This window comes from Chromohalobacter sp. 48-RD10, assembly GCF_029889785.1.
Taxonomy (GTDB): Bacteria; Pseudomonadota; Gammaproteobacteria; order Pseudomonadales; family Halomonadaceae; genus Chromohalobacter.
On the sequence record NZ_JARANX010000001.1, the window covers coordinates 531,936 to 555,825 of the forward strand.

The window sequence follows — 23,890 nt, forward strand, 5'->3', positions numbered from 1 at the left end:
CCATGACGCATTCCGCCTCCCTGACACGGCCAGACAACGACACCGTCGCCACGAACCGCACTATCATCCTCAGCGCCCTGCTCGCGCTAGTACTTCTGGCCAGCATGGGGCTCTCGCTGAGCCTGGGCAGCTTCCCTACCTCGTTCGACCAGATAGCGCACGCGCTGACCGCGCCGCAGGACAGCGACATCGCCTTCATCGTCTGGGAACTGCGCCTGCCGCGCATCCTGCTGGCGGTGTTGGTGGGGGCGGCCCTGGCCGTGGCCGGCGCTATCCTCCAGGGCATCGTACGCAACCCGTTGGCCTCGCCGGACGTGATTGGCATCACCAGCGGCGCTGCCATGGCCGCCGTGACCTTCCTGGCACTATTCGGTACCGGCCTGAGTATCCATTGGCTGCCGGCCTCCGCGCTGCTCGGGGCGGTGTTCTCCGCCCTGCTGGTGTTCTTGCTCGCCTGGAAGGGGGATATTTCACCTTCGCGCATGGTGCTGGTCGGTATCGGGCTCTCCGCTGCGATGGGCGCCATCACCACTCTGTTGATCGTGATCAGTGACGATGCCGCCGCCATGGTCGCCTACGTGTGGCTGACCGGCAGTCTCTATGCCGCCCAATGGCAGGACGTGCTCGGCATGCTCCCTTGGCTACTGATCGCCGTTCCCCTGTGCCTGACCTATGCACGCCATATGGATGCCATGGCGCTGGGCGATCACGTGGCCGTGGGGCTGGGCGTTAACGTGTTGCGCAGCCGACTGGTGCTGATGGCCTGCAGCGTAGCGCTGGCGGGCGCGGCCGTGGCCTTTGCCGGGGGGCTCAGCTTCGTGGGCTTGATCGCCCCCCATATCGCCGCCCGCCTAGTCGGGCGGGGATTCGGCCGATTGGTCCCTGCCAGCGCCCTGGTGGGGGCGCTGATCGTGCTCTATGCCGACCTGCTGGGCCGAGTGGCGTTCCTGCCCAAGGACCTACCCGCCGGCATCTTCGTATCGGGCGTGGGCGCACCCTTCTTCGTCTATCTGCTGCATCGAAGCCGCTATCAGAATCATTGAAGCGATTCGCCCATCATCACTCACTCTTCATCGCTGATACCCGTGGCAGATAAGGGAACCCCCATGTTTCATATCGCTCCCCGTCAGGACACCATCACGGCGGCGCAACGGCAACGCTATCGAACCATTGCCACTTCCACCCTGGGACATTTTACCGACTTCGGTGCCATCGCCACCCTCTCGCCGCTCCAGCGTCCCGTGCGACTGCTCGGCACGGCACTAACGGTCAGAATTCCCCACGTCGACGGTAGCATCATCCGTGAAGCGCTGAAGTTGGCCTGCCCAGGCGATGTGCTGGTGATCGACGTGTCCGGCGATCAGCATCGCGCCTGCTGGGGCGAATTTCGCGCCTATGCGGCACTACGCAAGCAACTCGCAGGCGTTGTCACCAACGGTGCCATCACCGACCGGGATGCCCTTTCCCGGCTAAACCTGCCCACCTATGCTCAGATGAGTAGCCCACTGACAACCCGCGCGCTGGAGCTGGAAGGCGAGATCAACACTCCAGTCACCATCGACGGGGTGACGATCAACCCGGGAGACCTTGTAGTAGGCGACGACGACGGGCTTTTCGTCATTCCTCCGCATCGTGCCGATACACTCGCCGATGCCGCAGAACATAAGCAGGCTCAGGAGGAAGAGAAGCGAAACGCCCTCGCAGTCGAGTTTCCCGAATGGTTTCGCTGAAGTAACCGCTGCGCAGAAAACGCCACCTGTATGAAAAAACCGCCCGATGCTATGTCGGGCGGTATAGGTATCAAACCTCAGGCCTCGGTCAGTGCCTCTTTGATGCTTTCACTGGCCTGTCGCCTCACCCGCACGAAAGGATTACAGGTCGCGCTGGTGCCAAAGGGCATGCTGCCGGGCCCGCCGGCACGCTCGATGATCGGCGCGATGACCCGTTTGTAAGGCCATTGCTCCCTCTCGAAGAGCTGCTTCTTGAGCATTTCGCGATCATGATCGTCGAAGAGCAGAGCGTCGATTCGAGCCTCGAGACGCATCGCCATTTCCCTCCACAGGTCATCCCGCGACAGCGTGTAGTGATCCGCCAGGGTATCGATGATCGCGCGCAGATTGACCTGGATCGCCAATGTCTGCAGCCAGAACAGCAGAGCCTCTAAGCTATCGTGATAGAGAGTGTTGGCATGGCCGGGCTTGATGCAGTAGCAAGGATCCTGCATGCCATGCCGCTCGAGGCGGTCGACGCTGATCCTCAGCGAATCGTGATCGCGCAGCAGCAGTCCCTGGCACTGGCCGTCTCTGAAGACCAGCACGGCGTTCTGGCCATGCACTTCCGCCAGCATGCCGAGCCGCAACATGCGCAGGTTGATGTCGAAAAACACCTCGCAGAGCTCGCCGAATAGCCCCTGCACCGAGACAGCAGTGGCCGCCATGCCGCGCTGCGCCAGCCAGTCGTCGACCACATGGTGCTCGCCGCCCGGCAACGGGGTCCCCAACGTCGCCATGGGCACCAGGCGAACGCCGGGATCGTCCAGCAGTTCGGGGGGATAGCTGCGCACCATGGCGGACAGATGCCTGGGAGCCTCGTCGAACAGCGTCGTCTCCTCCGGCATATATGCCCACCATTTGCCCTCGTCGCACAGATAGAGCGTCTCGGCGAGCCGGACGTCTTTCTCCCTGGCTTGGTGCAACAGGCAAGCGCTGAGATCGCCGTTGAGCATCTTGACCGCCGGCAGGTAGCGCGAGGCGCCGAGCGAGTGGATGGCCATCGGCAGCTTCAGGAAGTGCGGGCTCGCCGTGGTGGGGGCCAGCGAACGCAGCGAGGACGTCGCGAACCAGGGCTCCGTGACCGATTCCAGCGAGACGCAGTCTCCCGCCGCGAAGGCCGCTTCCAGCCAGCGAGGCAGCGCATGTTCGTGCTGCCAGGGATGCACGGGGATGGCGACGTGGGTCCGGAGCAGGCCGCGCGCTGTCATTTCACGCTCGAGCGCCTCACGGCCTTCGTCATCGGTGAGCCACTGTACCGGCTCGGCACCAGCCTCGTCGACGCCGGCACCGGTCATGACCTGATCGCGGGCCAGTGCGACCCAGCGCAACGTGACAGGCGCATTGAATTCGGCCATGTAGGCACGATATTCATTCTCGCTGAGCCCTTGCTTGGCCTTGGCCGTGGGATGGTAGGGCCGGTCGAGCAACGATGCCCACTGCTCCATGATCGCGAAATGCTCGGTCGTATCACGGGACGGCAAATCATGCGTTTCTACCCGGTGCGCCACGGAACTTTCCGCCTGCCAGAGGCTGTCGACTAGCGCCTGGAGGAACACCCGCTGTCCCTGCCCCAGGATCTGATCGTTATCCTGCGTCACGGCACCGAAGACACGGCGCATGAAGGTGACCGGATCGAGCGCATTCCACTCCCCGCTCTCGTGATCCAACAAGATCACGGGGGTCCGGGGCACTTTTTCCCACGCCTGGGCGATACCGCGCTGCAACAACATGCCAATCCCGTTACCTCGACCCTGCGGCCAGTGCCAGAATCGCGTCGAAGGATCGTCGACATGACCTTCGAACACCGGCAGTTGGGTGATCCAGTGATCGATCTCGGTGGTGACCAACCAAGCGGCCCCTAAGTCATCCAGTAGTCCTTCGACCAGCAGGCCGTCCACCAGCGACTGCATGATCTGCGCCTGGGCATGGCGCTGGGCATCGAGAGCTTTCATGGTCGTGCGCTCCATGGGGGATTCGGAAATGGGAGTATCGGAAATGGAACCCTGCACCGTCGGTGATCTCATGCTCGGGTAGCCTCGCTATCCAACGGCGCCCGAGCATCGTCGAGCGCTCGCTGCAGGGCGCGAAAGGCAATCCCACGCTCGTCGCCCAACATGAAGGTGTCGACGCCGCGCGCCTGCCACCGAGCCTTGGCTTCGGGATTACGCAGGAAGGCGCAATAAGGGATGCGATGCTCACTTGCAGTGTGCTGGACCGCTTCCAGTGCCTGGACAACATCAGGGTGGCCGGTCTGCCAAGTCACGCCCAGTGACTGGGATAGGTCCGCCGCCCCTTCCAGCACCATGTCGAGCCCCGGAACCGCGCAGATCGGCTCGATCTCTGCCACGCCGCGATGGCTTTCGATCATGGCGACCACCATGATCTCCCGATTGGCCTCAGCGACGTACTCGGCAAGCGACGCCTTGCCGAAGCCTCCAGGCCGCCCGGCATTGAGGCTGCGCTCGCCCTCTGGCGCGTACTTGCACGCAACCACTGCGCGCTCGAGGGTCGCGGCGTCTTCCACCTGAGGCAACACGATCCCTTGGGCACCACCGTCGAGAAGACGCAGCAGTGTCTTGGGGTCGGCATCCGCCACCCGCACCAGCGGTGTCAATTGGTAGCTCTCGGCGGTACGAATCATATGCTCGATGGTTTCCGGGTTGATCAGCACGTGCTCGGTGTCGATCACCACGAAGTCGAAGCCCGCCTCTGCGATCAACTCGATGGAAGCGGCCGCCGGCAGGGAGGCCAGAACCCCATGGACCTCCCTGCCCTCGGCTAACGACTGCTTGAGTCGGTTGGTCCTCAGCATGCAGCCTCCTTACCGGGCGCGAAGGCCGCCAGCGGGTTGGGAACGTGCTTGATCTGGGGGGTGTCATCACCGAACAGGCGACGTCGGGCCAGGGCTTCCACCTCCCACCACGGTGCGAAGACATCGAAGCACCGGTAGCGCTCGGCATGCTGAGGGTGGGCGCGCTGATAGGCCTTGATCACGTCCGCCGCCATGGACCAGAACCGCGACTCTTGCAGCCCGAAATGCCGCTGCAGGAAGATCGCCATCTCCGCCAGGGCAATGAAGAAGAAAGCATCGCAGGAGTAGTCCCGAACCGCCTGCGGGTCATCGGTGACGATGAAGGAGTTGCGGTTGAGGGCAGCGTGGCGCTCGGGGACGGGCTGCAGGTCCGGCGCCAGCTCGGGGCGCGCCAGATGCGAGGGGCTGAAGCGCACGCCATCGTGGAAATCCTTCAGCGCCACCCGGAGCGGCCAGCCGTCGCGATGAATGACCACGATATTCTGGCCATGGGACTCCATGCCCACGCCCTCGGCGAACAGCAGGTGGATGATCGGCCAGGTGGCGACATGCACCAGTTGCCGGGTCCAGGCGTCCAGCCCATGGTGTTCCACCCAGGGCGCGATGAAAGGGCTGACGGGCATCCCCTCGTCATCGCGAGTGAACTGGCTCAACCCATTAAAGGGCACGGCCTGCTCACCGTCTTGCAGAAACTCGTCGATATTCTGGCGCCAGATAGCACCAACCTTGCCGTACACGTCGTGGTAACGAGCGTCCGGGAAGGCCCGCTCATCCAGCGCCACGCCCGCCACTTCGCCGAGAATCACGAAGCCTGCGGCTTTGGCCGTCTCGTCGGTGGCGATGAGCCGCTGGAGCCATGCGGTGATGACGGGGGCGTTGGTGACGGTATGACGTGCAAGTATTCGCGTGCTCGAGGTGTTGGTGATGTTCATCGCCAACTTGAGATAGGGGCGCTGCGTGTCCTGTGGGGCCAGGGTGCGAATCGACTGTTGGGCGGTGTAGACCGTCTCGCCCTCGCCGAGCAGGGCGACCTCACCGCGGGCGAGCTCCGGATAGAGTGCCGCCACCAGGGCGTTTTCCCACTGCCAGGGATGCACCGGCATCAGCACGACGTCGTCCCTCATCATCTGGCGTCTGGCGAGGTAATCGTCCAGGCGTGCCAACACCTGCGCACCGGCGTCTTTCGTGACGCGCTCGGCGAGCGCCAGCCCGTCGATGGCTCCCCGATGCGCCAGGCGCGTCGGCACGGCCAGCCACAAGACCTTCAACGGCTGGGCGAACTCCGGCCCGTAACGCTGATTGTCACGCAGTGAGAAACCCAGCCGTGACTTATAGCAGGGGTGGTAGCTGTGCGCATCAGTGAAATACTGCTCGAGGGCGTCGGCATCCAGGGTCTGCGGAGACGCGTGACAGGGCACCGGCCACGCGGATGACTGCATGTCTTTGATCAGGGTCTGCGTCAGTTCATCGACGAAGCCGGGCTGAATCGTCACATCGCCCAGCACCGCCTCGAGATCCTCGAGGAACTGCGGCAAGCTCACCGGCACGGAGTCATCCTCCGCCTCCTCGACCACCAGCGACGAGTGTTCGAGGCGGATCAGACGGAAGCTATGGCATCGCCAGCCGCTAACCCGATAGCGACGCTTACCCAAGGTCAGGAAAAAGATTGTGGCCACGCAGCCCCCAGCCTCTGACTCGGCGACGGCCCCATGGGGCAGTACGTCCTCGTAGAGCAAGGTCTGCAAAAGCTGGCCGGCAACGCGCTGCTCGATGCGAGCGTAATGACGCCAGTCCGATGCATGAGCAAAGGGCAAGGCAGCGCACGGCCGAGCTTCGGCCTTAGCGTCGCTGGCCGAAGCCAGCGGCATGACACGTTCATGAGATGACATGGTGCACCTTCAAAACCTGGAAAATTGACACGTGAAATCCCTCGCTCAGTTCACCGGCTCGGCGTACTGACGCCTTCGACTCGAGGATTCGCTGTCCTCGCGGGCGTTACGGATGAATATCTGATCGGGACGTGGATGGCACAGGAAGTCCGCATGGGAGATGTTGTAGCCATAGGCACCGGCCAGCGGCAGTACCAATAGATCGCCCACCGCCACCCCGGACAGCGCCTGACGACGGCTCAGCACGTCCTTGGGGGTACACAGCTGCCCCACCACCGTCCATGGCCGACGCTCTCCCTGGTTCACGCGGTGAGTGTCGCGCGGCAGGTGAACGACCGGATGATCGTGCCCTTGGGCGGCGGGCAGGCGAAACTGGTGCGTACCGCCTCGACAGACGACGAAGCCCTCTCCATGGCTGATCTTGGTATCGAGCACTTCGATCGCGTAGTAGCCGCAGAAGGCGGTGAGGAAACGGCCGATTTCGAAACGCACTCGCGGTGGTTCATGCATGGCCGCCAGATGCTGACCCAAAGCCTCACACAGGCCGGGCCAGTCGAACTGTTCGGCAGGCTGGAGATAGTTCACGCCGATACCGCCTCCCACGTTGAGCTGGGTGACGCGCTCGGGGTGGCGTGCCAACGCTCGCCACTGTGGCCAGCGCTCCAGATAGGAGGCCAGCAGCCGCTGGTGACGCCGCTCGCAGGTCTGGTGCGACATGGCGTGAACATGAAAGCCGACCAGCGTCAGGTTCGCAGCGTCATCGACAGCCCGGATGGCTTCGATCAACTGCGCCTCGTCGATGCCGAAAGGCGTGGCCGTGCCGGCCATCCTTAGACGACTGGAGAGGTCTTCGGGCAGAGCGGGGTTGATGCGCAGCAGCACCGGTTGCACGCACTCCAGCGAGGCCGCGACTGCCTGCAGGCGGGCTACTTCCCCGAGACTTTCGACATGCAAGGCCTCGGCGCCTCGTGTCATGGCCTCATGCATGTCGGTATCCAGTTTGCCCGGGCCGGAGAGCACCCAGGGGCGCGGCGTCGAGCAGGCGCAGGCCCGCGCGATCTCGCCGCCGGACGACAGTTCCAGCCCGTCCACTACGGGTGCCAGCGTATCGAGGATGGCCGCCTCGCTATTGGCTTTGATGGCATAGTAGAGCTCGACGCCCGGGGGCAACGCCGCCTTCATGGCACAACCATGCGCGGCGAGCGCCGGAAGGTCATAGAAGAATGCCGCCATGGGCTCGCGGCACGCTTGTCGATGCGAGGCGATGGCATCGAGCACATACTCGGGAACGGTAACGGGCTCACCCATAGGCCACCTCCTGGCCCACGGCCCGAGTGACACACCAGGGATTGGGCAATGCCACATACTCGGCCTGGCGGTCCGCTTGGGCCATGAGCCTCAACTTGAAGTTAGTCTTGCAGGGCAGGTCACCGCCTTCCAGCAGTGCATCCAGCTCGGGGGCGGACGTACCCAGGGTCTGGCGAACGCGATGCAGTTCGTCCAGGGTGTCCTGCCACAGCGCATCGCCGAGGGCCGGGCGCTGCCAACTCAGCGCCAGGATCGCTTCGGCGACATGATTGACGAGTAGGCAATAAGCGATACGGTTCCAGCCCTTCTCGCGAGAATAGGTCATCGACTCCCTGACGTGGGGATGCAATGACTCTCCAGTGAGCCAGTCCACTCCCTTGTCATGGGTCAGCTTGACCCCTTCGAAGTCGCGCAGCAGCATCTGCCGGGGCATGCCCTGATCATGGATCAGCACGCAATTCTGCAGATGGGGTTCCATGACGATGCCATGCCGAAAGAACAAGCCCATGACCGGTGCCACCAGCGTACGCAGGTAGGCCTGGAACCACGCACGGGACTGCGCTTCCGAGGGCAGTGCGTCGTGTCCCTCGGCTGACGTCGTTCTTGCGATGAAAGACAACACCAGGGGCACCAACTGCGCATCGCGGGCAAAAAGCGTCGCGCTGAGCAGGCAGCGTTCCGGCCGGAATCGCTGACAGAAGTTTTCCCGCAGAATCACGCCAGTCTGCTCCCGAAACCAACGCTGATCGGCCTCGTCGCCCTCGGGCGGCGCCCAGTGAAGCGTCGCCGGTTCCTGTGCCACGCATAGCGCCTCCAGTGCCGCGTCTTTCGACTCGGCGAGCCGATGCATGATGCGATCGATGACCAGCGTGCTTTCCAGCTCGTACCAAGCATTCTTGCGCACACAGTTGGTGATGCGCACATTGAGCGATCCCTTGATGAACCAGGGATGTCCCTCGAGATACCAGGTACGCATGGAAGCGGTAGGGGCAGCGTGCCAACGACTCGGCCCGAGATCGCCGATCACCTTTTTCTGGATCATCTCTGCCACCCGAGCATGCTGACGGAAGAGATCAGCCTGAACCGGGTGCATGCTGAGCACCACACGATCGAGATCCTCGGCGCGGCGCTGATCTGCCGCATGCGGCAACACATCCAGGGCATTCAGCCTATTGGCCTGGACGCTCAGCCCGGCCACGGGAAAGGAAAATTCGTGCAGGGCCGTGGTGGCACCGAATTCGGGGGAGTAGGCAGGTTTCTCGTCCTGCAGCAGTTGGGGCGGCCATTGCCGGGCCTTGGGCGTGGGATGATTGGGATGCCCAAACCACAGCCCCTGCTCACTGCAACGGTAATCCACCAACGGATGAAGCCTAGGCTGTTCGACGGCATGCGCGACGATGGTCGTCATGACGTCCTGGCTTTGCACGACTTGGTCGCACAATTCCTGATTGAGCGTTCCCTCATTCCACCGGCAGTGCTCCAACAGCGCAGCGATCAATTCCACCATTTCAGGGGCATGCCAGCCGGTACCCTCTGCCTCTCGCAGATAGACCTCGGAAAGATAGAAGTGACTACCGATGACCGAACGTCGGTCCACCATCACGAACAACGACAACGATGCCGACCATTCGATCAGCAGAGGCATGCCATGCACCTGCTCCGGAAGTCCATCGCGCCGAGTCGGCCATCGATGGAACACCGTGTCATGAGGGATTGCCACTTCCTTGATAATGCAATTCAGCAACGCATGCATGGATGCGTGTCGGCTTATCTCGCCAGGTAAGCGAGAGAAACGGGCGTAGCTCATGTAGCCTCCGCAACAATACCTTCCTTTTGAACCTCACCTGCCTCATGGCCAACCGTGCCGTCAGTGCAAGGCTTCTGCTGGCAAGTAAGTCCGCGCTTCCCTCGCTAGTCACTTTGCGAAGTTGTACTGGATGGTCGTGCTTGTTATGCCGATCGAGCGATGAGAACCAGCGATATGCCTAGTCACCGAGGTGGTTGCTTAGGCAATCCCATTCAATAATGAGAATGATTATAATATAGATTAAAGTCAAGGCTAGCGCATGTCCGCCGACACGAATCATTAGCTCCCTATCGTGGTGGAAGGCCTAGCGGACGAACATGCCTATCAATATTGAAAATGAGAATTTTTTGCCTTACGGTTGGCATCCAAGGGATCCTGTAAACGAGCTATCTTCATGCCCTCGATACCTGCCAAGCTGCCGCGTCTGACAGGCGAAGCCCTATGCGCCGGGTACGAATCCCGACGCGTATTGGATGGCGTCGATCTAGCAGTGGCCGAGGGCAAGATAACGGTATTGCTGGGCCCCAACGGCAGTGGGAAATCGACGCTTTTGAAGACGCTGGCGCGCACGCTAATACCCAGCGCCGGACGCGTCTGTCTCGATGGTGAAGACATCCATCGCCGCAATACGCGAGAGGTGGCCCAGCGCCTGGGCATCCTGCCGCAAGGCCCTTCCACACCGGAGGGATTGACGGTCAGGCAACTGGTCGGCATGGGGCGCTTTCCTCACCGGCGGTTGTGGCGACAGGATACCGCGCAGGACGCTCGCGCTATCCGCGAAGCGATGGCCTATGCCGATGTCACGGCGTTCGCCGAACGCAGCGTCGATGCGCTCTCCGGCGGTCAGCGGCAGCGGTGTTGGATCGCCATGGTGCTGGCCCAGGAAACCGATCTGATCCTGCTCGATGAGCCCACCACCTTCCTCGATCTCAAGGTGCAAGTGGACTTGCTGGAGCTGTTATCCCGCCTGGCCCACGAACACGGTCGCACCCTGCTGCTGGTGCTGCACGACCTCAATCTGGCGGCAGCCTACGCAGATCAATTGGTAATGATGCGTGAAGGTCATATTGTCACCAGTGGGGCGCCAGAGGACGTATTCACGGCCACCAACCTCAAGCATGTCTTCGATCTCGATGCCCATGTGCTCGAAGACCCCGAGACCGGCAGTCCGATCTGTGTACCGCACAAGAAATGTGGCCCTAGGCCTCGTCTGAAAAGTCGACGAGCGATGATCAGACAAGGCAAAAATTGGTGAAAAGACGGAGTTTACAAGTCGTAAATGAGTACTTTGAGCCCATTTTTAACGCCGTACGATCGAGCGCAGGCACTTTTCAAACAGTGCCTAATCGGCGTACCCAGTTCACCGACCACCAACGCTGTGTTTCATGAGCCACCGATTCTGCGCCGATCTCAGCCGTGAGCAGCATGATCCGCTAGCCGGCAGCGCCGCCCATGCTGAACGCAATCTGCTGATCAGTTGGCCTCGCGCCAAGTGGACACGCAACCTGCGTCATGCCCACGACATGCCGGATAGCCTGATACAAACCCTCGATGCCATCGCCGCCGACGGGAGGCGAATCAATCTGATTCATCGACGTGAGCAGGCCGACGATAGCCATCAGATATTTCTGATGCCCGAACGCCGACGGTTTGTAGTGCCTCGCGAGGCACTGGAGGCGTTTCTGGCCGCGTGGGAGTCAGGGTCGCCACTGACAGCATGGGAGGGAGAGCCGGTCAACCATGACCTGCTGCTTTGCTGCACCCACGGCAAAAAGGACAAGTGCTGCGCCAAGTATGGTTACAAGACCTACAAAGAGTTGGCCCAGACCGTCACGGATCACGGGCTACCCTTCGAGGTGTGGGAAAGCAGCCACTTGGGCGGGTGCCGCCTCGCCGCCAGCATCATCCTACTCTCGCCGGTGCGCAAGTACGGCCGCATTACACCGCAGCAGGCATTACTCTTCCTGCAAGCGGAGGCGCGAGGCCGACGCTTCCTGCCCGGCTATCGCGGCGATTCCCGACTGGAACCCGCGCAGCAGTGTGCTCAGCTCGCAGCCCTGGCCTTTCTGGAACGACGATACCCCCAGGCCAACTTGACGTTACAAGACGACACCGGCGACGAGCATCGGCGATGCATCCTGTGGCGATGGGAGCAAGATAGCGCGCATGGTCGGCTGCAGACCGTATGCGAAACGACGACGATGCTGCGTGTCGACATGTGCTCTGATCTGGACGATGGCCCCTCCGAAAGCTTTGTCTGGCATGCCACCGAGGTCTCACCCGCATGACAATGGGAGGCCGCTGCCAGCAGTCGTCGTCCCTCACACCTCGCCTGATGTGTCTTCGAGCCGTGCCACTGCATCACGGCTGACGCGGTCGCGCATCTCGCCGGTCAGTTCACTCAACTGCCCCGCGCGCATTTCCAGTAGCCGGTCGGCGTGCTGGAAGTAGTGATCGTCGTGGCTGATGGCGAAGACGGTCTTGCCGTATTCGCGCAGCATAGGCAACAGCTCGCGGTAGAAGATACGCCGGAACTGTGGATCCTGATCCGCCGCCCATTCGTCGAGCAGCAGGATATCGCGCTGTTCGGCCACCGCCAGGAGCAATGCCAGGCGCTTGCGCTGCCCCTGAGACAGCTGCGTGTCGGTGACCCGCCAGCCATCGAAATGCAGCTTCTCGCCCATGCCCAGTCGCGCGATCCAGGCGTCGGTCAAGGCCGTGTCCGGCGCCTCGCCATCGGGGCCGATCACCTGATCGAAGAGATGGAAGTCGGTGAACACGGCGGCGAAGCGACTGCGAAACGCTTGCCAACCCTCTTCATCGACGGGCCGTCCATCGATGAGGATCTCGCCGGCATATGGCTGATAAAGTCCGGTCAGCAGGCGCGCCAGCGTCGATTTGCCACTGCCATTGCCACCGATCAGGAATACCAGCTCACCGCGCGATAAGGTGAGATCGACCGGGCCCACTTCAAATCCGCGACCATGCTCGCCGGCAGCATAGGCAAAGGTCACGCCGCGTAGCTCTAATGTCTGCCAGTCGCCGTGCGCAGCGTTATCACCGAATTCGGCGCTATACTCGGTCAGCTCCAGTGCCTTGAGCTTGTCGAAGGCGACCTGGGCACTGAGCAGCGTGGGCAAGGCTCCGACCGCCTGGATCAAGGGTGTGCGCAGGAACAGCAGGGTCAGCGAATAGGTCGCCGCCACGTTGGTATTGGCCCAACCGAGGCCATTGGCGAGGAAGAACACCATGCCGATGGCGCCCAGCATCATGATGTTCGACCAGTTCACTGCACTCAGGTGGAAAGTGTCGGAGCGGATGATGTGATGCCGATAGGCCTTGGCATCGCGCTCGTAGACATCCTCGTAAAGCGACCGCGCGCGATCGCGATTGAGGGCCAGTTCCTTGCGACCGTCGATTACCGCCTCGTAATCCTTGTAGAGCCGGTCTTCGGTGTCGCGCACCTTCCCCAGATGGCGATACACATGCGAGACCAGATACCATCCTCCCACCACGGTCACCGCTACCCAAAGCGCGGTGATGAACAGCATCCCCGGCGAGAGCCAGGCCAGATAAGCCGCTGAGCCCAGCGTCAGTATTACACCCTGCACCAGCTCGGGAAGTCGCACGAAGGCGGTGGTGATATTACGGATGTCGCTGGACAGGCTGGCCAGCAGGTGCGCGCTGCCCAGTCGCTCGAGTCGTTCGATGTCGGTATCCAGAATCCGCTTGATCAGACGTCCACGCAGGCGATAGACGAAATGATGGCCAAGCACGGTCAGCGCCAGTTGCGAACCGAGCGTCACCGCCAGCAGCAAGACGATTAGCCCCAAGAACTGAGGCAGTACCACAAGTGGGTCGCCTTGGGCCTCGATCAAATACCGGTTGATAAAAGCGATGACCCCGATACCGAGCCCCGCGCTGGCCAGGCTCAACACCATGACACCGATGAACGGCCAGCGATAATCGCGGTAGACGACGCGCAAAAGTTCCATGCAGTTCTCTAAACGTTTTTTGAAAATAGCGACGCGCCGCGTTATACGCGACGCTGGTGAATGTCAGCGTGGTCCACGATTCTTGCCAATTATCGCGCCACGTCAAGGTAAAGGATTCTCGTTTTCGTATGCACGTTGCAACGATTCACCACGATTGGCGACAATAACACCCTATATGGCACTTTCCGCGACCCTCACAGTCGCGTTCAACATCGTCCCGTCCACTTCCACAGCGTGGACACAGACCCTTAATCAGGCTCACGCATGCTCGCCCAACTCTTCGCTGTCATGGCCCCCGTCTTCGTGGGCGCCAGTATCGGATTTTTCTGGATACGCCTGGGATATGCGTATCCCACCGACTTCGTCACCAAACTGGTCTTCAATGTCGGCACGCCGTCATTGATCCTCGCCTCGCTCTCCGGGGCCAACATCGATGCCCACACCTTTGGGCGCACCATGCTGAGCACGCTGGGCGTGCTTCTGATCATGGCACTGGCGACCTGGTTGATGGCCATGCTGCTGCGCAAGAACTGGCGCGTGCTGCTGGCGCCCATGATGTATCCCAATACCGGCAACATGGGCTTGCCGGTGGCGCTTTATGCGTTTGGCAACGAGGGCTTCGCCTATGCGATCACCGTGATGGTGACCGTCGCCCTGGTGCAGTTCACCTTCGGGGTGATGATGATCAGCCGCAGCAATCCGCTGAAGAGCCTGCTGCGCACGCCCACCGTGTATAGCATTCTGCTGTCGGTGGCCATCCTGCTGACGGATACCGACCTGCCGTTGTGGATCGACAATACCGTGGAGCTGATCTCCGGCTTCACCGTCCCCTTGATGCTGATCACCCTTGGCGTCTCTCTGGCCAACATCCAGGTGCGCAGCCTGTCTTCGGGGCTCGCCTTCAGCCTGCTGCGCACGGTACTCGCCGTTTGCGTGGCCTTCGGCGTGGGCTGGCTTCTAAACCTCCCGCCCCTGGCGCAAAGCGTGCTCGTGTTGCAAATGAGCATGCCGGTGGCAGTCTATAACTATCTCTTCGCACAACACTCACGGCGCGAGCCGGAATATGTTGCCAGCCTGGTATTTTGTTCCACATTACTGGCCTTTATCTATGTGCCGCTGCTGCTGGCGCTGTTCATGTAGCGTGCGTGTACTGACGCATGGCGTGTAATTGTCAAGGCACACATCCCTGTTATGCTTCATAATGAATGCGACGCACAGGAAGCGTTCGCGTTGTTGGCAAACGTTCAGGAGGAACCGCCATGAATTGGGATCAGATAGAAGGCCGTTGGACCGAGGTCAAAGGCAAGGCCAAAGCATCCTGGGGCGAAATGACCGACGATGAACTCGACCAAGTCGCCGGCAAGCGTGATCAACTGATCGGCAAGCTGCAGACCAAATACGGGATCAGCAAGGAAGACGCCGAAAAGCGCGCCGACGACTGGGCTCGTTCGGTCTGACTGCCCATCTCGCCAGTGATTCGACACCCGTCGAATAGATATAACCGACGAAGAAGGAGCTTCTCAATGCGACACTCACTGCATCGCATGACGCAAACTGCCGTTCTCATCGGCGGCCTGAGTCTGACAGGTGCCGCTTTCGCGCAATCTCAATCCCAGCCCCAAGGGCTCTACTCAGGCGATGAGCTGATGGATGCCGATGTTTTCCTCGCAGAAAACCCCAACGAAGATGTGGGTGACGTCGAGGACGTGCTGCTTGGTGAGGACATGAGTGTTCAAGCCTTGGTCATCGAAACCGGAGGCGCCCTCGATCTCGGCGATACGCATCGTGTCGTCGACCGTGACGACTTCACTTTGAAAACCCAAAACGCCGACGACCTCGACAACTTGGACTATCGCGTCACACTCGATATGACGCGTGATGACATCGCCAAGCTACCTGAGTACGACAACGACTGGTGGCAGAATGCCAAGGGACAAGCCCGCCAGGCATGGACAGATACCAAGCAAAGTGCCAAAAGCGCTTGGCAAAGCACCAAGTCGGCCACCGCGGATTTGCTGGACAATGCCAGCGACGCCCTCAACGACTGATCATCAGGTTCTCCGCCCATAAAGGGTGAAACCATGAGAAGGCCCGCCACCATGGCGGGCCTTCTTCATGTCGACTGACGGCACCCATATTATCGAACCGCCACCTTGGGTGGGGAGGCGAAACATGAAAAGGCCACCCGAAGGTGGCCTTTTTCGCGAAGCTTGTATCACTTGGCACCGGCACGAAGTGCGACGATACCGCAATATCCTCGATTCGCTTACTGTTGCTGGCCTTGGACCATGCCCTGAACGCGCTGCATGAGCTGCGGATCCTGCTGGATCGCCTGACCGATGGAGTTGAACTCTTCGACACTCATGCCGCTATCTTCAACAACGCTGACCATCTCTTTATTGGCCTTTTCACGAAGCTCTTTCTGCTTGTCTTCGCCATCCGCATTCTGAAGCTGTTTGGTGTACTTCTGGGAAACTTGAGAAATTTCTTCAGATGCATCGGCGAACTGCTGAAGCTGTTCGTCAGAAAAATCCTGAGAGGACGCGCCCTGAGTCTGGGTGGTCCCGCTTGCTGCCGGGTCTTCCTGCTGTGCCATGGCGCCCTGTGCCGCTACCATTCCGGTCGTCAGCATAGCCGCTGAAACAAGAGCAGTGATCCGTTGCATGAATACCTCCAGGTTATTGCGTGTGCGTGGCCATTGTGACGCCACTGTAGTGGGTGAGTTCACATTTTTTATGTAACAGGGTGTGAACATTCAAACAGCACCCAACCAGGCCGTCAACGCCTCGATACCATGACGCACGGTGGCCAGTTCGGGAACGGCCATCGCCGATTCGGGATCGTCGGGACACTCACGGGCCAATAGCGACTTACCATCGAAGTCCACGTAGGCCAAACGCGCCGTCAACTGCGTCGGTTCACAGCCAAACGCACTGCCCGGTAAAAGCGCGATACCTGCCTCTTCGAGCAGCGTCGCGGTCAACTCGGCACTGGTGGTAATCCCACGCACTCGTAGTACCTCGCGGTACGCGCTGAAATCGGGGAACAGATAGAAGCCGCCATCCGGCGCATGCGTGCGAACCCCGGCCGCTTCGAGGCGTTGCGCGCACCACTGCCCAATCACCCGCAGCCAGCGCCTCTGCGCGTCGAGATAGGCTTCCAGCGCCGGCGTAACGCTATACGCAGTGATCGCCGCCGCCTGGACTGGACTCGACACGCTCGACCAGGTTTCCGAAGCGATGCCCAGCAACCGCGTGAGCAACTCATCGCCCAGCGTCTCGGGCAGATTCAACACGCCCAGGCGCCATCCGCCCGCGCCGCACCATTTGGAAAGCCCACTGGTGGTCAAAGTACCCTCGGGGTAATCGCGTGCGAAGGGGCGATGCGCACCGCGATGATCGAGCGGCCCGTAGATCTCATCAGAGAGCACCAGCACGCCGTGGCGCTTGGCAACCGCAGCCAGTTGACGCTGCATCTCAGGCTCATACGACAACCCAGTAGGATTGCCGGGGGCGTTGAGAATGAGAAGACTCAAGCCAGGGCCATGCTCGCGGCAATGCCGATCGAGCTGTTCGGGGGTCACCAGCCAGCGACTCTCGAAACTCGTTTCCAGGCGTACAGCCGACTGCCCTGCCAGTCGCGCCTGTGGCGCATAGGAGACCCAGGCCGGCGCCGGAATGAGCACTTCGGCGCGCGGTAAGGCCTTCATCAGCGCAAATAGCAGTAACTTGCTCCCCGGGGCGATCAATACGCGTTCGGCTCGCCAGTCGGTACCGTCCATATGGCGATGAAACGCCGCCACCTGCTCGCGCAGCGCCGCCATGCCCTGCACCGGCAGATAGGCCTTGTCGGCGGCATGTTCAGCCAACGTTTCCACCGCCGAGGCGAAGACCGGAAACGGCGATTGGCCGAAACCGAACTTGATGATGCGCCGCCCTTGCGTTTCGAGTAGACGCGATTGCTCATTGATCAAAAGCGTATCCGAGGCGGCGGTGGCATTCTGATCGCCGGCATACCCCCAGCCCAGCCAATCGGCGGCGCTGGTAACTGGCCTTGGGGCATCCGAAAGAGGCGCGGAAGTGGTCATGGCAAACTCCAGAGAAACGATGTTAAGGCGAGTACATCACTCGACGTGTAGACGCGAGATCAGTGCCTCGCGCTGGCGCAGGGCGAGCACCGCGTCGTGCCCCATCTCGCGGGCCACGCGAGACAGCAACAACTCGACGAGCATGAACAGGCTACTCATGGGGTTGAAGAAGAAAGCGCCCTCGGCCGGCGCAAGCAATGTGGACACGGCCAACGTCGCCAGCTGCGAGCTGGAATGATTCGTCAACGCCAGCAGCGAGGCGCCCTGTTCCACCGCCAGCCGGCAGTAGTCGGTGCTCATCCGCGACTCGGGCCGAAAGGCGATACCGATCACCAGATCGTCCTCGCCCAGCCGCAATGCTTGCTCGACACTGACGCCAGCGTTCCCTGAGACCAAGTGCACACCGTCGCGCAGATAATCGAGGTAATACGCCAGGTAATGCGCAGCCCCGAAGCTGGCGCGCAGGCCGATGACGTGAATTCGTCGTGCTTTCTGGATATTGGTTGCCGCATCGGACAATTGCGTCGTGTCCAGCGCATCCACGGTGGCCGAGAGATTCTGCATCTCCTGCTGCCATAGCGCGCGGTCGTCGGCCAGCACGTCGCCCTCGGCCCGGGGCGTCTCGCCGAAATCCAGCAGGCGCTGGGCACGTGTGGAATAGAAGGCGCTATCGCTGAGATCTTCACGGAAAAGCGCCTGTAGCGCCTTGAACCCCTCCAGGCCGAGGGCATGTGACAACCGTGTCAGCCGTGAAGGATTCACGCTGTGGTGCTGCGCCAATTGCGAGATACTCGACAGGCTCACCGCCTCGGGCTGGGCCAATAGAGCCTCGAGTAATGCAAGCCCCTTGGCGGAAAGCTTCAGATCGGCGGCGTCGCCGCGTCGAGCACGCAGCGCCAGCAGTTGCAGATCGGCGTAGCGACGAGGTGGCCAATCAGCATTGTCGGCAGGCATGGCAGGCTCCTGGAGTGATGTTGCTTCCAGATTAGATGCCACTCCCCGAATTTGCAAATTACTTTGCAAAAAGGGAAATAAATTATCTTATAACTGCCAATATCTCGATTCCGGGTATCAACGCCAGCATGCCAACTGGCGAAGATGCGCGTCACGTGCCTGCCCCGCCGCCACCGGCGTCAGCCATACCTCGATGCCCGGCTGGCATTGTGCCAAGCGCGCGCAGGCCAGCGGCGTCAATGCGCCAAGGCGTGGATAGCCGCCGATTGTCTGACGATCGTTGAGCAGCACGATAGGCTGGCCATCGGCGGGCACCTGGACGGCGCCCAACGGAATTCCCTCGGAGACCATCCCCTCCCCCAGGTAACGCAGTTCGGGACCCGTCAGGCGCACCCCCATACGATCGGCACGCTGATCGATGGTCCAAGCAGTATTAAAGGCCTCGAATACGCTGGCACCGCTGAAATCGGCAATCTGCGCGCCGCCTACCAGCGCCAACGTCACGCACTCTCCATCTCCAGATAACGTGCCCACGCCCGAGGGCAGCGTGCGTTCGCGTCCCGCGTCGTCCCCCGCCCATGTCAGGCAATCGCCTTCGTTCAGCACGCGCCCCTGGCCATCGAGCCCGCCCAGACTTTCGCGCACGGTGCTGGCCACACTGCCGAGCACCGGCACGGCATCGAGTCCGCCGGGAAAGGCCAGATAAGCGCGCAGGCCAGCCCGAGGACTCTCGAACGCCAGCCGCTGCCCGGCAGCGATAGTGACACAATTTCCTGGCGCCAATGGCGCATCGTCGAGGGTCGCGCCCAGGTCAGCCCCCGTCAGGGCCAGCGTCGTCGAGACCTCGGCGTACAGGATCAAGCCGCCCATGGTAATTTCCACGCCGGGGGCTTGCGGCGCGTTACCCAGCAGCCAATTGGCCCATCCCAACGACACCCAGTCGGCGGCACCGCCCTGAGTCACGCCGAGATGGCGTACCCCGAAGCGTCCACCATCTTGTAACAACGTCAGCGGCCCCGCGCGTTCGACGATCAATCCCTTCATGTCTGAGCCTCCGTGGGGGTGTCGCCGCGCTCAGCCAGCGGCGTCGGATCGCCACCGCGTTCGATGAACGCCTCGCGGGAAATTGCCTCGAAACGCACCTTGTCGCCGGGGCGCAACAGGCTGTAGCCCTCCCGATCGCGCCCAAACAGCGCCACGGGCGCGCGCCCAAGGATGTTCCAGCCGCCAGGCGAGAGCGTGGGGTAGACCGCCGTCTGGCGTTCGGCGATGGCCACGCTGCCGGCGGCGACTTTCTGGCGTGGCGTCTTCAGGCGCGGCGTGGCCAGCTCATCGTCGAGACGGCCCATGAAGGCGTAACCGGGCGCGAAGCCCAGCGCAAAGACGCTGTAATCCCGCGCGCAGTGCCGCGCGACCACGTCCTCGTGGCTAACGCCAAGACGCTCGGCGATGCGCTCGAGTTCCGGGCCGACACTGACGTCGTACCACACCGGAATCACATGCCGCTGACCTTCGCCACTCGTTGCCGGCGTCAGGCCCTGCAGCGCCTCGCTTACCCAGGCACGAGCGGACTGCAGATCAAGACGTTGGATATCGTAGTGCACCAGCAGTGTGGTGTAGGACGGCACCAGGTCGATCAGTGCCTCGCCGAAGGTCTCGCGCAGAGCGCGGTCAGCGGCCAGCATCCACGGCATGTTCTCTTCATCGATGTTGTCGAAGAGGCGCACGATGAGACTGTCCATACCCACCGTTTCGATACTTGGGTCGCTCACCGGCTCACTCCCGTGCCAGGCCATCGAAAGCGTCACGAATGGCGCGCACGGCAGCCACCGACTCGGCATTATCACCGTGGACGCAGAGCGTATCGGCGGCCAGACGCAGCATGCTGCCGTCGTTGGCGGTCAGCGCCTCGCCCTTGGCAAGCCCCACCGCCTGCGCCACGATGGTCTCGCGGTCATGATGCACGGCGCCCGGCTCGCGTCGCGAGACCAGCCGTCCCTGAGGGTCGTAGGCGCGGTCGGCGAAGCTCTCGAACCATAGCGTGACGCCCATTTCCTCGGCCAGCGCACGCATCGGCGCCGGATCCGCGGTGGCCATGGCCAGCAGCGGCAAACTGCGATCATAGGCCAGCATCGCGCGCATGGCGCCACGCATCAGTTCGGGGTCGCGGGCCATGTCGTTGTACAACGCCCCGTGCGGCTTGACGTAGCTCACGGTCGTGCCCTCGGCGCGGCACATGCCCTCCAGCGCGCCGATCTGATACAGCATCATGTCCTCGACTTCGCGCGGCGAACACGCCAACGAGCGACGCCCGAAGCCTTGTAGATCGGGATAGGCGGGATGCGCACCGACACACACGCCGTGCTGCACGGCCAACGCCACGGTACGTCGCATGATGTCGGGGTCGGAGGCATGAAAACCACAGGCGATATTGGCGCAATCGACATAGGGCATGACCTCGTCGTCGAGGCCCATTTTCCAGTTGCCGAAGCTCTCTCCCATGTCGCAATTGAGAAGCGGAAGGGACATGAACGTGACCTCTTTTATTGTCGTCGGCTTTCACGAATGCAGGATTTCACTCTAAGAAAGCCCACGTGGCCCGGTCCAATCGTTTTTCGTGATGCGTGATATCGGCGCAGCCTTTCATCGCCTCGACGTCAAGGGAAACCAGTTGACGGCGACTAGTGGACGGCTAAAGAATCGCCTTTCGCATATCCCAATCACAACAGATCCAAGGAGGCCTTCATGGCTGTCAGCGATCCTTTCCATCTCGCCGTTCAGGTCCGCGATATAGACGAAGCCCGGCGTTTCTACGGCGACTTCCTGGGCTGCCCCGAAGGCCGCTCATCGGAGAGCTGGGTCGATTTCGATCTCTTCGGCCACCAGTTCGTCTGTCATCTCAACCCCGCACTGAAGGACACCGCCGTCGCCAGTCACAAGAATCCGGTGGACGGCCATGGCGTGCCGGTGCCGCATTTCGGCGTGGTGCTGGAAATGTCCGCCTGGCAGGCCCTGGCCGACAAGCTACGCGCCCATGACATGGCCTTTGAGGTCGAACCCTACGTGCGTTTCAAGGGCGAACCCGGCGAGCAGGCCACCATGTTCTTCTACGATCCTTCCGGCAACGCCCTGGAGTTCAAGGCCTTCAAGAACCGCGAGGCACAACTGTTCAAGAAGGCGTAACACGGTGCGGTTCTTAACTTCGCCGCTCGGCCATCCGGGCGGCGGCACTCGCAGGATTAACGATGTTCGATTTCAAAGAACTCGAGGCCTTCGTCTGGGTGGTGCGCCTGGGCTCGTTTCGCAAGGGCGCAACCAAACTGTATCTGACCCAGCCGTCGATCTCGGACCGTATCACCCGGCTGGAAGAGAGCGTCGGCGACTCGCTGCTCGACCGCTCGGCGCGCCCGGTCCAGCCGACGCTTCGCGGCCGCGAGTTCTTCACCCATGCCGAGCGCCTGCTCGACGGACGCAACGAGGCCATGCGCCTGTTTCAAGACGAGGAGTCGTTTTCCGGTACGCTGCGCCTGGGCGTCATCGAGACCATCGCCAGCAGTTGGTGTCCGACCTTCATGCGCCGGCTGGCCGAGCGCTATCCACAACTGACCATCGAACTGACGGTCGACATGTCCCCGCTTCTACACCAGCGACTGGCCGAAAACGACCTCGACATGCTGTTCGCAATGGATGGCACTGTCCCCGGGGTGTCCGCCATTCAAAAACCATTGTGTACCTTCGAGATGGGCATGTTCGCGGCCCCTGAACTCGCCGCCACACTACGCCACAGCGACATGAACACCTTTGCCGACACGGCGTTCATCTCTTTCAGCAAGCAGGCACGACCGTACAGTGAGCTGGTGGCCTACCTTACCGCACTGGGCATCGACACCCCGCGGATTCACCGTACGAGCACCTTGATGACCATCATGCGCATGAGTATCGAGGGCGTCGGTATCGGCGTGTTACCGGTCGCTACGGTACGCGAGGCCGTGGACGCAGGCAGCCTGGAGCGCCTGCCACTGGAAGAGCCCTTGCCGCCGATGATCTACGACACCATCTGGCGCCGCTCAAATTATCCGAGCTTCTGCGCCAGCGTGGCACGCCTGGCCAAGCAGTGCGCCGCCGATTACGCCCAAAATCACGGAAAGCTTTCATCACCGGCCACTATGAAAGGCTACGTCGATACTTGACATCAGAATTAACGATTTGACGCCAACGTATCGCCACTTGAAGAATGAATTCGTCTTCCAAGTTCAATAACAATGAGGAATTGAACATGCGTACGATGCACTCTTTCGCCTGGCTGGCGGCAATCGGCTCGCTCGGCATTGCCAGCAGCGCCATGGCCGCGCAATGGAACCTCGCCACGCCCTACGGCGATGCCAGCTTTCATACCCAGAACACCAAACAATTTGCCGAGGACGTCGCCGATGCTACCGACGGCGAACTGGATATCAATGTGCATAGCGGCGGCTCGTTGATCGCGCACTCCGAGATCAAGCCTTCCGTGCGGCGCGGCACCGTACAGGCGGGCGAAGTGTTCCTGTCGTCGCTCTCCAACGAATCGCCGATCTACGAAGTGGACACCTTGCCGGGACTGGCCGGTAGCTACGAAGACGCCTACGACCTTTGGCAAGCCTCCAAGCCGATCATCACCCAGATGTTCGCCGATGAAGGCCTGATGCCGCTTTATGCCGTGCCATGGCCAGCACAGGGCATCTATACCAACTTCGAACTGACCGATGCCTCACAGTTCGAGGGGCTGCGCGTGCGTGCTCCTAACATCAACACGCAGCGCTTCGTCGAGAATCTGGGTGGCTTGCCCACCGAAACCGAAGAGGCCGATATTCCCACCGCGTTCAGCACCGGGCGCGTTGACGCCATGATTACGTCGGTCTCCACCGGCAAGTCGATGTCCGCCTGGGACTATGTCTCGCATTACAGCGACGCCAACCTGTGGTTGCCCAAGAACATCGTGTTCGTCAATAAGCGCGCCTTCGACCAACTCGATGACAAGACACAGCAAGCCGTGCTGGATGCCGCCGCCGAGGCCGAACGGCGTGGCTGGCAGGCCAGTCGCGAGGACAGTGCCGAGAGCGCCAAGGCCTTGAAGGAACACGACATCACGATTTCCAAGCCCAGCGGCCAGTTGGCCAAGGATCTCGAGGCCGCCGGCGACTCGCTGTTCGAAGACTGGCGAGAACGTGCCGGCGATCAGGCCAAGACACTGATCGAGCGCTACCGCAAGCGCCAGGCCGACGACTGA

General features: G+C 61.5%; 22 protein-coding genes. 10 read left to right on the forward strand and 12 right to left on the reverse strand.

The genetic code is table 11. From position 1 onward, the window contains the following. The first annotated feature begins 2 nt into the window (after window positions 1–2). The gene (locus OP496_RS02350) at window positions 3–1,043 is read left to right on the forward strand and encodes an iron ABC transporter permease (protein WP_280561770.1); all 1,041 of its coding nucleotides are present in this window, start codon (window positions 3–5) and stop codon (window positions 1,041–1,043) included. 63 nt (window positions 1,044–1,106) lie between these two features. After that, window positions 1,107–1,730 carry an RraA family protein gene (locus OP496_RS02355; protein ID WP_280561771.1) on the forward strand — a complete coding sequence of 208 codons (624 nt, stop codon included), beginning with the start codon at window positions 1,107–1,109 and terminating at the stop codon, window positions 1,728–1,730. Window positions 1,731–1,807: 77 nt separating this feature from the next. Here the strand turns inward: OP496_RS02355 and OP496_RS02360 are convergent, their stop codons facing one another. Genes OP496_RS02360 through OP496_RS02380 form a run of 5 tightly spaced genes read right to left on the reverse strand, consistent with a single transcriptional unit; the run spans window position 1,808 to window position 9,426 of the window. Next, entirely contained in the window at window positions 1,808–3,796 is a 1,989-nt protein-coding gene (locus OP496_RS02360) for an IucA/IucC family protein (RefSeq protein ID WP_280561772.1), read from the reverse strand. Continuing rightward, window positions 3,793–4,584, reverse strand: coding sequence for an aldolase/citrate lyase family protein (locus OP496_RS02365; protein WP_280561774.1), 792 nt, complete (start codon window positions 4,582–4,584; stop codon window positions 3,793–3,795). The genes OP496_RS02360 and OP496_RS02365 overlap by 4 nt, the downstream gene beginning before the upstream one ends. Then, the gene (locus OP496_RS02370) at window positions 4,578–6,473 is read right to left on the reverse strand and encodes an IucA/IucC family protein (RefSeq protein WP_280561775.1); all 1,896 of its coding nucleotides are present in this window, start codon (window positions 6,471–6,473) and stop codon (window positions 4,578–4,580) included. The genes OP496_RS02365 and OP496_RS02370 overlap by 7 nt, the downstream gene beginning before the upstream one ends. Before the next feature lie 45 nt (window positions 6,474–6,518). Next, entirely contained in the window at window positions 6,519–7,781 is a 1,263-nt protein-coding gene (locus tag OP496_RS02375) for a type III PLP-dependent enzyme (RefSeq protein WP_280561776.1), read from the reverse strand. Then, entirely contained in the window at window positions 7,774–9,426 is a 1,653-nt protein-coding gene (locus tag OP496_RS02380; RefSeq protein WP_280561777.1) for an IucA/IucC family protein, read from the reverse strand. Before OP496_RS02380 ends, OP496_RS02375 begins: the two co-directional genes overlap by 8 nt. 556 nt (window positions 9,427–9,982) lie before the next feature. Between OP496_RS02380 and OP496_RS02385 the strand changes: the two genes are divergently transcribed. Together OP496_RS02385 and OP496_RS02390 are read left to right on the forward strand one after the other, a co-directional pair. After that, window positions 9,983–10,843, forward strand: a complete 861-nt coding sequence (locus tag OP496_RS02385; protein ID WP_280561778.1) for an ABC transporter ATP-binding protein — start codon at window positions 9,983–9,985, stop codon at window positions 10,841–10,843. A gap of 130 nt (window positions 10,844–10,973) precedes the next feature. Then, window positions 10,974–11,876 carry a sucrase ferredoxin gene (locus OP496_RS02390; protein ID WP_280561780.1) on the forward strand — a complete coding sequence of 301 codons (903 nt, stop codon included), beginning with the start codon at window positions 10,974–10,976 and terminating at the stop codon, window positions 11,874–11,876. Window positions 11,877–11,909: 33 nt separating this feature from the next. On the opposite strand, the gene OP496_RS02395 is transcribed toward OP496_RS02390, so the two are convergent. Further along, the gene (locus OP496_RS02395; RefSeq protein WP_280561782.1) at window positions 11,910–13,583 is read right to left on the reverse strand and encodes a multidrug ABC transporter permease/ATP-binding protein; all 1,674 of its coding nucleotides are present in this window, start codon (window positions 13,581–13,583) and stop codon (window positions 11,910–11,912) included. 264 nt (window positions 13,584–13,847) lie between these two features. Here OP496_RS02395 and OP496_RS02400 point away from each other — a divergent pair, with 264 nt between their 5' ends. From OP496_RS02400 to OP496_RS02410, 3 genes are all read left to right on the forward strand, one after another. Further along, entirely contained in the window at window positions 13,848–14,723 is an 876-nt protein-coding gene (locus OP496_RS02400) for an AEC family transporter (protein WP_280561783.1), read from the forward strand. A 119-nt stretch (window positions 14,724–14,842) separates the two neighbouring features. Then, entirely contained in the window at window positions 14,843–15,040 is a 198-nt protein-coding gene (locus OP496_RS02405; protein ID WP_280561784.1) for a CsbD family protein, read from the forward strand. Window positions 15,041–15,106: 66 nt separating this feature from the next. After that, the gene (locus OP496_RS02410; RefSeq protein ID WP_280561785.1) at window positions 15,107–15,631 is read left to right on the forward strand and encodes a PRC-barrel domain containing protein; all 525 of its coding nucleotides are present in this window, start codon (window positions 15,107–15,109) and stop codon (window positions 15,629–15,631) included. 218 nt (window positions 15,632–15,849) lie between these two features. On the opposite strand, the gene OP496_RS02415 is transcribed toward OP496_RS02410, so the two are convergent. The 6 genes from OP496_RS02415 to OP496_RS02440 all read right to left on the reverse strand — a co-directional run bounded on the left by OP496_RS02415 (window position 15,850) and on the right by OP496_RS02440 (window position 21,153). Then, window positions 15,850–16,248 carry a DUF4168 domain-containing protein gene (locus OP496_RS02415; RefSeq protein WP_280561786.1) on the reverse strand — a complete coding sequence of 133 codons (399 nt, stop codon included), beginning with the start codon at window positions 16,246–16,248 and terminating at the stop codon, window positions 15,850–15,852. Window positions 16,249–16,338: 90 nt separating this feature from the next. Next, entirely contained in the window at window positions 16,339–17,670 is a 1,332-nt protein-coding gene (locus OP496_RS02420) for an aminotransferase class I/II-fold pyridoxal phosphate-dependent enzyme (protein WP_280561787.1), read from the reverse strand. Window positions 17,671–17,706: 36 nt separating this feature from the next. Beyond that, the gene (locus OP496_RS02425) at window positions 17,707–18,624 is read right to left on the reverse strand and encodes a MurR/RpiR family transcriptional regulator (RefSeq protein ID WP_280561788.1); all 918 of its coding nucleotides are present in this window, start codon (window positions 18,622–18,624) and stop codon (window positions 17,707–17,709) included. Between the two features lie 117 nt (window positions 18,625–18,741). Continuing rightward, window positions 18,742–19,668 (reverse strand): biotin-dependent carboxyltransferase family protein, encoded by a 927-nt coding sequence (locus OP496_RS02430; protein ID WP_280561789.1) that lies wholly within the window; start codon window positions 19,666–19,668, stop codon window positions 18,742–18,744. Next, window positions 19,665–20,396, reverse strand: coding sequence for an allophanate hydrolase subunit 1 (locus OP496_RS02435; RefSeq protein ID WP_280561790.1), 732 nt, complete (start codon window positions 20,394–20,396; stop codon window positions 19,665–19,667). Before OP496_RS02435 ends, OP496_RS02430 begins: the two co-directional genes overlap by 4 nt. A gap of 4 nt (window positions 20,397–20,400) precedes the next feature. Then, on the reverse strand, window positions 20,401–21,153 hold the full coding sequence (locus OP496_RS02440) for a 5-oxoprolinase subunit PxpA (protein WP_280561791.1): 753 nt from the start codon (window positions 21,151–21,153) through the stop codon (window positions 20,401–20,403). Between the two features lie 216 nt (window positions 21,154–21,369). Here OP496_RS02440 and OP496_RS02445 point away from each other — a divergent pair, with 216 nt between their 5' ends. From OP496_RS02445 to OP496_RS02455, 3 genes are all read left to right on the forward strand, one after another. Then, window positions 21,370–21,807, forward strand: coding sequence for a VOC family protein (locus tag OP496_RS02445; RefSeq protein ID WP_280561792.1), 438 nt, complete (start codon window positions 21,370–21,372; stop codon window positions 21,805–21,807). A gap of 62 nt (window positions 21,808–21,869) precedes the next feature. After that, window positions 21,870–22,814 (forward strand): LysR family transcriptional regulator, encoded by a 945-nt coding sequence (locus OP496_RS02450; protein ID WP_280561793.1) that lies wholly within the window; start codon window positions 21,870–21,872, stop codon window positions 22,812–22,814. An 86-nt stretch (window positions 22,815–22,900) separates the two neighbouring features. Further along, window positions 22,901–23,890, forward strand: coding sequence for a TRAP transporter substrate-binding protein (locus OP496_RS02455; RefSeq protein WP_280561794.1), 990 nt, complete (start codon window positions 22,901–22,903; stop codon window positions 23,888–23,890).